1 protein-coding gene is annotated in these 9167 nt (G+C 35.7%); it reads right to left on the bottom strand.

Going from position 1 to position 9167, the window contains the following annotated elements:
* A partial coding sequence (locus K324_RS15080; protein WP_036095955.1) for an autotransporter-associated N-terminal domain-containing protein occupies positions 1–9098 on the bottom strand: 9098 nt, incomplete at its 3' end.
* Positions 9099–9167 lie beyond the last annotated feature (69 nt).

Genomic DNA, 9167 nt, shown 5'->3' with positions numbered 1-9167 from the left:
GATTTAGACAGATCCTTGAATGTGAAGTAGTTGTTTACAACCCCTGCATACCATCCAGAAGATTCACCAAGTCTTACAGTTTCGTCTTCATGAACGTAGGCAAATCCTCCCGCATTACTGTACCAGTCAGGCATTCCTGCTGTGTCAGTCTTGAATTCGTTTCTTTGTCCAAATGCTTTAAACTTGTTAGAGTCTTTAGAGCCATTAGAATCATTTCTAAGTCCCTTGATTTCTCCACCGATAATATCAGATGTAGCCTTGATTCTTTGTTGAACTCCACCATAAATGTGTCCTCTCATCTGATCGAACGCTTGAGCCAAGATATGTCCTTCCCCATTACCTAGGCTGTTAAGTTTATTGAAGATAATTTTTTCAGGACTTCCTGGACGTGCAATTTCATAGATGTTATCCAGGTTGTTAGTGAAGTTTACAAGAGATTTATCGTTATCAAATGCAAATGAATGATAAGGAACTTTACTCATATACACTTCTCTTAATTGGTTATCAGCAGATATTTTTGCCAACACTTGCCAAGTTAAACTTGCTGACAATGGATTAATTTTTGCTCCACCTGGCAATTTACTCAACGCATCATTAAATGGTTTCAAGATATTACTTTTCGCAACAAGATTTCCATTTTCATCGTATTTATCTCCAATTCTGATAGCTTTAGAGTTTGTATACAATGTAGCTTCCGGTCCAAAGTATAAATTAACTTTTGATAACTTACGTAAGTTTTCAATACCATCAATAGGGTTAGTGTATCTAACTCCTGAAGTATCTACATACATTCCAATACTTGTAACTTCTGAAAGTTGTCCTTTGTTACGATGCGGCCAAGCTGGGTTACCCCATTCGTCCTTAGTATTAAGATCAATTATTCTTGTTCCACCAGTCTGAATACTGCTTGCAACAGTTATTTTGTTAGCTACATCTCCAGGATTTGCAGCGTCACTTTCAACATTGAATACAGGAGTGTCAATACCGTCAACACTTACTTTAGTTATTGGTACGATGTCTGGAGCAGTTATTGTTGTTCCTACTCCTGTTGTTTTAGGATTTCCTGTTGTTCCTTCTTCGATTGAAGATTCCTTTCCTCCATATAAGTCAGTTCCACCATGTCCGTTAGTTTGTCCTGCAGTTACACCATTTGTAGCTGTTTCAGGTAATATTTCTGTTCTATTTCCATTTGCATCTACAGTAAATCTTCTACCATCAGTTACAATTCCATGAGATCCGTTTCCTTCTACTTTAATTGTTCCATAGTTCTTAATGTATCCACCATTAATTGCAACTACTCCTGACAAGTTTCTAGCATTACCTGTAATTGTTCCGTGGTTTTCTCCAATTGCCCCTCTGTCAAGATACATACCGATTGATTCTTCACCTTTCAGATTGATTGTTCCGTAGTTAAGAGCTTTTGAACCATGTCCAGTTGCAAACATTCCGATACCTTCTTTTTCTTCGACATTGATTGTACCTCTATTTACAATGTATCCTTCTTCCTTCGTTCCGGCAAACGAACCATCTTTGTTGTAAGTATTACGTCCTGCTGCCATTGCTGCTGAGTATCTCATATTAATTGTGTCTGACATACCAGTTGTAATTGTTCCGTAGTTAGTTGAAGCAACATTAGTATTGCTTGAGAATATTCCAATATTTCCAAATCCTCGTGCATCACTATTTTTATTGTCAACATCATATTTTGATCTCAAGTCTATTGTTCCGTAGTTGTCTATTGATCCTTTTGTATAGTAAGCTGTATTGTAATCTCCGTTCATTGTTACATTAGCATAAGTTTTTCCTGCTGATGCAGTATCTAATGAGTAATAGTATACAGCGTTTCCTTGTTCTTCAACTTCTTTAGGAACTTTTGGATTATTACTTGGTCTTACTGATTTAACTTGTCCACCTGCATTGCTGCTTGTAGAATGTGCCAATCTGATTGTTGGAGCTTCTGTTGGAGAACCGATTGTTACGTTTGTAGCAGCTCCTCCATTCTTCTCAGCCATCACGATACCGTATGAGAATCTGTCAATATCCATATCAGCACTTATATTAACGTCTCTTGCAGCATTTGATTTGCTTTGGTTATTGTCAATATAAACTCCAATTACAGAATCTCTTTTTCTTGGAGCATCCAATGCTGATAACAAGTTATTTGGGTTAGCATATTGAGTTTGTCTGCTAATCCAATGAGTTTCTCTAGTTCCATCTGGCTTAATTTCTTCCCAGGAATGTTGAACATGTCCCATTACAGTGTCGTTTCCTACTAAGATCTTAGTTTGTTGAATATTTACGTTTCCATCTCCTGAATAGATTCCGTTGTTATTCTTGTTAACTGTAATTTTTGATTTAGTTCCGTCAGCTTTTGCACCAGTAGTTATGTTATATCCGTAAATAGCCCAGCTTCCGATATTCTTATCGTTTGTGGAATCTCCGATTGTAATATCTCCGTGGTTTTCAATAAATGTGTTGTATCTTGCATTTGCTGAGTGATCGTTTGCCAATATACCAATATTTGCTTTTTTAAGATCTTCAGTTTTAATATTTTTAGCTAATTCGTTTAATGAATCACTAAGAGTAATGTTACCCCAGTTTTCAAATCCACCTTTATTTACAACTGCTCCGTAAGATCTAACATTAGTTGTTGAATTTTGTTCTTTTATATCTCCGTAGTTTATTGCTCTGTCTCCAGTAACACCGTTATGAGCGTCAGTATTTACCAAGATACCTGCGATTCCTTTATATGTCGGACCAGCAGCTATACCGGCAAATCCTCTTGCTTCAAGTGCTTTTGCAGTAGCTAAATCCATAGTTCCATTATTATTGTTAAATTTAATGTCTAAATAGTTTCTAGCTACTTTATTTGAAGATAAAGTGCTTCCGAAAATCATTCCGAATCCTTTTTTGTCATTATCTCCTTTGTAGTTGTAATTTAATGCTTTTATTTGAGTACCCAGTCTGTCTTCGGCTGATGAAATATTAGAATTATCTGTTACCCAGATTCCAGCACCATCATTCTTAGTATTTACTGTAAGTCCTTCAGACAATGCTCCAAATACTATATCTGAACCTTCAGCATATACTCCTATACCGTTATGTTGGGTTCTAATATCAGGGTTTGCAGCTTTTCCTAATGTGTTTAATGTGATGACACCACCTCTATTTGCATCGTTGTCGGCATTTGTAGAACGGTTTACTAAGGCGATACCTACTCCTCTGTATTCTTTTTTATCTGCGACTGCTGTTGTATCTATACCTCCAACATTTTGCCCACTATTTACTTTTATCGCATCTGCTGAGGCTGGTGTAGCTTGCATATTATCATATTTTATAGTTACTTTTGTTTTATTGGCACCTACTGTATTTGAATCATTGTGAGTATTTTGTGCATAGATACCTACTGCACGTTTACCATCTACAGCGATAGTTCCATCTGTTCCACTTGCAACATTTTCAATTGCAATTGCATTTTCTCCGTATCTGTCTGTACCTTGTTCAGCTCTATATTTTGCATTGTCTCTAGCATTTGCTGTTGAAATACCAACAATTCCGTAGTTTTCTCCATCAGTTACTGCAGTTTCAGCTGTTCTGTCAATAGTTGCAAGTCCTGTATTTGATCCGCCTGTTAAAGTAACTTGTTTATCTGGATTGTAAATACCTGTTACTGCGATTTTACCTTTATTTACAAGTTTACTTCCATCAGTTCCAACTATAGCATTTCCGTGATCTGCATAAATTTTTGCAGCTGCCGCATTTTCAACTGTACCGTATGCTACGTTTACTGCTGTTATAGCATCACTTGCCGAACCACCCCAAATATTGATGTTACCTTTATTCCAATATCCTGATTCATCAACTTTACTTCTTCTGTATCTTGCACCAGTAAAGTTATTCATTCTAAGATCATCGCTATCCCAACGGAAAAGTGAGTTAGCCATATTCAATCCCTGTTTTTGTCCAGCCAGGTTTTTAGCATTTCCGTAAATAGTAGTTGCAGCAGAAATGTTTACTTTTTCACTTTCCATTGCTATATCAGTGAATGGATCATTTGCCTTATCTTTTGCTGCTCCTGAAATCATAGTTTTAGTTTGTAATCTAAAGTTGTCTGTCAAGTCAACTGTTCCTGCTGTAACATCAATTTCACCATTTATTAATGTTGTTTTGAATGAATGTTTATCATTTATTCTTTGATCAGTTTCAGCATCATCATAATTATCAATTTTATTCATTCCTCCAGCATATTTTGCAATACCTGCTAAGAAATTTGTTCCAGATGAAGAGGCATTTCTATCATCATTCCAAGTTAATTTTTTATCTCCCTCAGCTTGATTTACAATACCAAGATCTACATTATTCGATAGTATATGAGCCTCTACGTTGCTCATTCCACGATATTTTGCAGCCCAGTATTTATTTTCTTCAATACCACCTGCTGCTGGTATAGATTTTTCTTTATAATAATCTGAATATGCACCACTATAATCCTTCCATCCAAAAGCATGCTGATATTCATTACCAGTAAGCAATCTTCCATCATACATATCCAATCTTGTTGTATCTGTAAATGTTATTGCTGTACTGTTTCTACCTGTTTCAATAGCATTTCTTAATACATAGAATGGTGTTGTATCAGTGTGATCATTTGAAGAAGCAGAAGTTGCCGTATTTTTACCTTTTCTTGTTTCAGCACCTGAAAATCCATGTGCAGAAGTTTGTATTGTATCTTTTGTATTATTTTGATTTACTATATTTCCTTGAAATTCAATATATCCTTTATCAGTTGCAAATAATGCTCCATTTTTACCTGATACTATAGATACTCCACTTTTATAAATAACATTTGATCCTTCTCCAGTAGCATAAGCTCCCATTCCATAAATAAGTGATCCAACACCAGCTGCTTTTGTATCTGCTGTAATATTTTTACCAGAAGCACCTTCAAGTACTGTATTCGATACAGCAGTTTTATTGATAACTACATCTCCGCCACCACTAGCATAAGCGGCTACATTTTCATAAGTGTTAGCACGATAAGCATTAAAATCTTCTCTTCCGTTCATAACACGGGCAGTTTCAGAGAACATTGCATTGTCCGCTGCTACTATATTTCCATTAATTTCTACTCTTGAACCTGTTTCGCTATTGTTACCAGCCGCTCCAGTTCTTTCAGATATTAATTTTGAATTTCTATCAGTACCTGTTCCCTCAGCTAATGCAATTATAGAGTTATAACCACCTGCTCTTGTTGCAAGAGGAGTTCCACTACTACCAACATTTATAGTCGCACCATCTTTTGCTCTATAGGCAGTTCCTTGTCTTGATACCATGTCTACAGCTGATTTTACATTAATTTCTGTAGGTGCATTTTCTGTGTTACCATAAGTAGCAGGTAAGAATCCGTGATTATCACCTTTCCAAGTTCCTTTTGCAAAGAACATAGTTGTATTATGAGAAGTATTTCCTATTGGAACAGAATATCCCCATTTCAAGAGGTTACCAGTAGAAGTATCGTGGAACACACCGTCCGAAATTGTCTTTGTATTATTTAAATTATTTGTAGCTGAATCATTAGCTACATCTACAGCCGTTCCGTTACCAGCATACACTAGCACTCCACCTTCAGAATATCTCGAGAATCCTAAGTTAAGATCTGTAACATTTAGATTTTTTAAAGCTTTGTCAGTTCCACCGAAGCTAGATATTCCTGCACCAATCCATCCTGTTCTTACTCCATCAAATCCTGTTGTTGTATTTTCTCCTCTTTGTCCTGAAATAGCATATACTCCAACATTTCCAGTAGATGTTATTTTATTAGTGCTTTCATAGAATGAAGAACCTATAACTCCTTGAAGTCTTACTGTTCCTTCAAACCATCCAACTCTTCCGTATCCAGTAGGATGATAAGCATTATTTATATCTGTCCATCCATGGGTACCTTTTATACTTCTATTGAAAAATGCCACAGTATTGTAATTTCCGTCTACTGAAATATGGTTCAAATCAACTTTACTATCTTCATCAGATACCCATCCTAAATTAGCAAAGATAACATTTTTGTTATATCCGCTCTTACGGCCTGCATTATATGCTGGATCAGTACCCACTAGAATAGTTCCTTGCCCTGTGTGGTTTCTAGCATCCATAGTTTTTACTCCAGCTCCAGCTCCAACTACAAATTCAAGTTTTGAGGCATATTGCTGATTATTAAACAGCACATTTTCATCAGATTCTATATGCGAATCAAAGTTTCCATGCACCTTTATACCTCTAGTAGTATCACGTGTTCCAAAATTACCATTTATAATGTTAAATCCAATATTACCATCCCGTTGGCCTGAAGTGTTCTTATTCTGAGAATTTCTCAAATTCATTATTACATAACTGCTGTTGTTCTGTCCAGTAAATGCAATTTCTCTGTTAGCATGTCCACTATTTTCAACTTCAAACCCAATTGAGTTTCTATTAATATTAAAGGTAGTTGTAGGATTAACTGTTGTTTTAGTTACATTGTAAAGATAAACAGCAGATGCACTATTTCCATCACCAGTACTTCCATCATTACTTGAATTTTCCAAAACATTAAAAGTAGAACCTGATATGTTTAACTTTCCTGTAGAAGTATCATCTGGATGTGTTGCTCTCCCTGCTCTTATCCCTGTAGAAGAATAATTATTGACATTAAATGTAGTTCCTGATATTGTTGTATCTTTTGTAGTATGTATATCTATTCCTGTACTTGTAGTTCCATTTACAGTATGAGAACCTCCACTAATAGTTGTTATTTTGGCATCTTCTGATATAAAGATTCCGACATTGCTTGAACCGCTACTTGTTGTGCTATTACCTGTAATAGTTGTTATTGATTTACTTGGTGCTAAGTATAATCCGTAATTTCCAGTTCCACTCATGGTCATTGTATTATCGTTAAATGTCAGTGTTCCTGGTTCTTGAGCTCTTACTCCGATATTATTGCTACCTTTCATATATATTTGAGAACCAGTAATTGAATTTGCAACACCACTTTTAACTAAATTAATACCATTACTATAATTACTATTATTTGTATCATTTGCTGCATTGTAATCACCAACATAAATATTTGAATTAGTGACTGTAGTCGTACCATTTGGTGCATAAACTCCGTTACTGAAGTTATTTCTATATAAATTTATCCTACTACTACCAGTAACAGAGGCATTACCACCTACTGCATGTACTCCATTATTATAATTTCCATTTTGCATAGTAACAGTTGAACCACTTAATAAATTTGCATTCTGAGTACCTTTTACTCCATCGTTATAACTTCCAGTTACAGTTATACTAGAATTTGTACCTGAAGATGTTGCATGATTAGTGTTAGCATAAATACCGTCACCATAAGATCCAGTTACAGATATAGTTCCATAATTTGTAACAGTAGGTGCAATTAATCCTGCATTGTTATGGTGTCCACTTACAGTTATATTATGTCCACTATTATTAGTTGCCGAAGTACTACCATATACACCAACATTATTATTTCCAATTCCATTATAATTATTTATTGTTATTGTTCCATTATTTGTTGCATCAGTACCACTTATTCCTGTAACATTTCCGTCAGAATTTAAAGTGATACTACCGCTATTTGTTACTTTTCCAGTTGACTTTATACCAATGACATTACTAGAATGATTATTGCCACTATGTTGAATTGTTGCATGGCTGGTTATATCTTTTGAACCTCCATCAACTCCAAGATTATTACTTCCACTAGATAAACTAATAGTTACATTAGAATAATCTAGGTTTTTATCAGTTTTTATACCTGTTTGATTACTTCCGTTGACATTAATAGTCATATTTGTTACATGTCCATTAGTAAGTTCAACACCAACTCCTCCAGTACCACTACTTAAATTTACAGTACTACCAGTTACAGTACCAGTACCAGTTACTTTTATACCTGTAGTCTTTCCATCTTCCATAGTTATACCAGTATTAGTAATAGTCTGACTACTTGCATTTAATATTCCTATATGTCCAGTTTTAACTGTTCCACCGGCACTATGTCTTCCAGCATTTGTTCCATCATCGTAATATGCTCCTATAACTTCAGTTGGAGATGTTTCCCCATGTGGAACATTGTGAATATCTTTTGAAGTCCAAGAATGTGTCCCCCCCGTAACAAATGATCCGCTCGTATTATAAAGAACTGATGAACCTCTGTTATTTGTAGGAGTTTGTTCATAAGGTGATCCATGAACTCCAGTAGCTTGAGTCCAAGTGGCAGTTGAAGCAGTTCCTCCAGTAGCTGACGCTACAGATGAAGAATTACTAGAATTATTCGCATAATCATTTTGAATAATAGTACCAGCAGAGTTTTCCCATCTACGTGAATAATTATGTGTAGCTAGTCTAGTAGTAGTCCAGTATCCAAGTTCATTAAATGCTCTATATGGATTTGGATTAGGTCTTGTATATCCATAATGTCCTTCAACTGCATCTAATAATTGAGTGTTAAAGCTAGGATTATTAAATAATGTTAATCTATCCATTCTAGTAACCTCATACGGAGCATAAGGCTCGTGTATATTAGCTGGATTGATAACTAATGAATTTGGTTCCTGATTACGAGGAATATTCAAGTCAGTAGCCCCATATAGATGTTTACTTTTATCAAAAACATATTTAGTCAAGTCATTATCTCTTCTGTAATATTCCAGGAACTTACCACCACGTCCCCTGTAGGTAGTTCCCCAGTCGTTATTTGCAAATCCCGTACCGAACTGGAATGAAGCCCATGGGCTCTTGATTACCTGATCCCCCTGTTGTAACAGCATTGCAAGTTCTCTTTCAGCCCCTTTTAGAGATTTTTCATTTTCCTTTCTGGCACGTATGAAAGACTGTCTAAGATCGGTTATGGCATCATAAGTCTGTGCAGACACTTCCTGCTGTTCAGTTTCCACGTCGGCGTGAAGTCTAGGTGCAAAAGTAAGAAGCCCGGTAACAAGGAAAGTGATTAGCAGGCTGTCAGAATAGTGTACATCTTTACATCTTTTTACAAACGATCGCAAGTCTTTGGCAATCTGTCGTAAGTTATTACTCATATCTTCCTCCTTAAAATTATGAAAAATAGTCAACGACTATTAATACAGTATAATGTTTCATTCTGTCTC

Origin of the sequence: Leptotrichia trevisanii DSM 22070, from assembly GCF_000482505.1 — a bacterium.
GTDB lineage: Bacteria > Fusobacteriota > Fusobacteriia > Fusobacteriales > Leptotrichiaceae > Leptotrichia > Leptotrichia trevisanii.
The sequence above is the reverse complement of the archived record's forward strand: the minus strand, read 5'-3'. Positions and strand labels throughout refer to the sequence as shown.